Annotated in this window: 5 protein-coding genes; 4 read left to right on the top strand and 1 reads right to left on the bottom strand. The window is 76.7% G+C overall.

Translation table 11 applies throughout. From position 1 onward, the window contains the following. A partial coding sequence (locus HCN56_RS25960; protein ID WP_209313171.1) for a hypothetical protein occupies positions 1-220 on the bottom strand: 220 nt, incomplete at its 3' end. Positions 221-268: 48 nt separating this feature from the next. Between HCN56_RS25960 and HCN56_RS24940 the strand changes: the two genes are divergently transcribed. From HCN56_RS24940 to HCN56_RS24925, 4 genes are all read left to right on the top strand, one after another. Then, positions 269-892 carry a hypothetical protein gene (locus HCN56_RS24940; RefSeq protein ID WP_167974831.1) on the top strand — a complete coding sequence of 208 codons (624 nt, stop codon included), beginning with the start codon at positions 269-271 and terminating at the stop codon, positions 890-892. A gap of 42 nt (positions 893-934) precedes the next feature. Further along, positions 935-1,564 (top strand): NADPH-dependent FMN reductase, encoded by a 630-nt coding sequence (locus HCN56_RS24935; RefSeq protein ID WP_167974829.1) that lies wholly within the window; start codon positions 935-937, stop codon positions 1,562-1,564. Between the two features lie 22 nt (positions 1,565-1,586). Continuing rightward, on the top strand, positions 1,587-2,342 hold the full coding sequence (locus tag HCN56_RS24930) for a DNA alkylation repair protein (protein ID WP_167974827.1): 756 nt from the start codon (positions 1,587-1,589) through the stop codon (positions 2,340-2,342). Positions 2,343-2,370: 28 nt separating this feature from the next. Beyond that, positions 2,371-2,750: AMP-binding protein (locus HCN56_RS24925; RefSeq protein WP_167974825.1), on the top strand; the 380-nt coding region annotated here is incomplete at its 3' end.

Genomic DNA, 2,750 nt, shown 5'->3' with positions numbered 1-2,750 from the left:
GGCGCTCCAGCAGGTCCAGGAGCTGCCGGTGGTCGGTCTTGGTTCGCACCTGGAACAGCCGGTCCCCGGCGGGGGAGACGGCGATGCCGAGCCCGTTCCCGTGGCGGCGGTTCCGACCGCGACCGGCGCCCCGACCACGACCGGTGCCGCTGCGGCGGCGCCCGCGGCGGCGACGACCACGGCCGTCGCGCCGGGGCCACCGCCACCACGGCACCGCCACCGGCCACCCCGATCCCGACCCCGGCCCCCGCACGGCAGGAGTGACGACGTGAAGCTCTTCGACGCCCCGGCGGTTCTCCCGCCCCCGGACGAGCACCCCGCCCACCTCGACCGGCTGGTCGACCACCTCACCCGCGCGCGGACCGCCGGCCCCGAGCGGGTGCTGGCCGCCTTCCTCGACGCGCCGGCCGACCCCGCCACCCTGGGCGTGGCGGGCGTCCACCACGTCGCCGCGTACACCGGCGACTACCTGACCGAGGACGACTTCGACGACTGGCTGGCGTCGGTGGAGTCCCACGGCGCCGTCCGGGACGTGCGCACCGGCCCCTCCCACATCGCGCCCCGCCGCTACGGCACCCCGGGCCACTGGATCAACCTGACCGTGGACGGCGACGAGTACGAGCTGTTCAGCTGCCGCGCCCACGGCGAGTGGACGGGGTACGCGCCGCACCGCAAGGCCGCCCTGATGTCGCACCACGGGCTGGAGGTGACCGGGCCCCAGCAGGTCGGCGCCGTGCTCGACTTCCTGGCGGCCCGCCCCGGTGTCGAGCTGATCGCCCACGCCCCCGCCGACGAACTGGGCCACACCTACGGGCACCTGCTCAACACCCGCAGCGAACTGGTCCTGGAGATCGTCCACGCCGGGGACCGGGCACCGGCGGGTCCGCGGTGACCGCCCGGCGTCCGCCGGCCGCGCGCGGGGAGGGGTGAGGCCGTGCACCGGGAGTTGGAGATCCTGGGGATCGCGGCGAGCGCCCGCAAGGACTCGACCAGCGGCGCCGCGCTGGACCTCGTGCTCACCCGCGCCGCCGAACTCGGCTGCCGCACCCGCGTGTTCCGCCTGGCCGAGGTACGGCTGCCCTTCTGCGACGGCGACAAGTCGGCGCCGTGGCCGGGCTATCCGGCGGTCGCGGAGCTACGGGAGTCGGTGACCCGGGCCCACGGCGTCGTCCTCGCCACGCCCGAGTACCACGGCGGGATGAGCGGCGCGCTCAAGAACGCCCTCGACCTGCTCGACTTCCCCCACGCCGCCGGCCGGGTGTTCGGAGGGATCAGCGCCCTGGGCGGCCGGTCCAACAGCAACGCGCTCAACCAGTTGCGCACCTCGGTGCGGTGGTTGCACGGCTGGATGCTGCCCGACCAGGTCGCCATCCCCGAGGGCCGGGCCGCCCACACCGACGGCCGGTTCCACGATCCGGTGGTGGCGGCACGGCTGACGGCGCTCGCCGATTCCCTCGTCCGGGCGACACGCGCGCTGGTCCTGCCCCCGGCGCCGCACGGCGGGGCGCCCGAACGGGTCTTGCCGGGCGCCGCCCCGCCCCCGCAGGGTGGCCCGAACGCGTGACGGCGACGAAGGGGACCGGCTCATGGACGAGGCGACGGACCGACTGGTGGAGGCGGTGGCCGCCGGGCTGCGGACCGCCGGGGACCCGGAGACCGCGGCGGGCGCCAAGCGGTACCTGAAGAGCGACCTGACCCACTACGGCGTGCGGCTGCCCGTGATCCGCAAGCTGGTCGCCGACGCCTCCCGCACCCACGGCCCCCTCCCCCGCGCCGGGCTCGTCACCGCCGCCCGCGCGCTGTGGCACCCCGAGGTGCACGAGTCCCGGATCGCCGCCGCGGTGCTGCTGGAGCGGCACGTCACCGTGTTGCGCGCCGAGGACACCGCTCTGCTGGAGGAGCTGCTGCGCGACAGCCGGACCTGGGCGCTGGTCGACCTGCTGGCCGGTTCGGTCGCCGGGCGGCTGCTGCTGCGTGAACCGTCGGTGGTGGAGGTGTACCGGGGGTGGGCGGCGGAGGAGGAGCAGTGGATTCGCCGCTCGGGGGTGCTGGCCTTCCTGGTGCCGCTCCACGACGACACGGGGTTCCGCCGCCACTGGCCCGTCTTCACCGATCTCGCCGACCCGCTCCTCGCCGACCCCCGGTTCTTCGTCCGCAAGGCGCTGGGCTGGGTGCTGCGGCAGGCCGGCCGGAAGCACCCGGCCGAGGTGCACGACTGGCTGCTGCCGCGCGCGGGACGCGCCTCGGGCGTCACCGTCCGGGAGGCCGTCCGCTACCTCGGCGACGAGCGCGGCGCGTCGGTGACCGCCGCCCACCGGGGCGGCCCGCCGGGGCAGCGCTGACCACCCGCCCGCGACCGACGAGGGGCCCATGACCACCACCGACCAGCCGCCGTCGCTCTTCACCGACCTCGTGCCGCACCGGGTGCGGCGCGGGTGGGCGGCGCGGGGGCTCTACCGCGACCTGGACCTGTTCACCCTCTTCGAGACCCAGGCCGACCGGCTCGGCCCCACCACCGCCGTGGTCGACGCCGAGGGCGCACTCTCCTTCCGCGAGCTGCACGCGGCGGCGCTGCGCCTGGCCGGCGGCCTCGCCGCCCTCGGCGTCTCGCGCGGCGAGGTGGTCGGCGTGCAGCTCCCCAACAGCCGGTGGAGCTGTGTGGTGGAGCTGGCGGTCGCCGCGCTCGGCGCGGTGCTGCTGCCGTTCCCGCCGGGGCGCGGCGGCCGGGAGGCGGCGGCGCTGCTCGCCGG

Origin of the sequence: Streptomyces lonarensis, from assembly GCF_012033735.1 — a bacterium.
GTDB lineage: Bacteria > Actinomycetota > Actinomycetes > Streptomycetales > Streptomycetaceae > Streptomyces > Streptomyces lonarensis.
Note: the sequence above shows the minus strand (reverse complement) of the source record. Positions and strands in the feature narration are given on the sequence as shown.

Coding starts and splice junctions, on each gene's coding strand:
- HCN56_RS24930 (WP_167974827.1), top strand. CDS start 1,587: ATGGACGAGGCGACGGACCGACTGGTGGAGGCGGTGGCCGCCGGGCTG.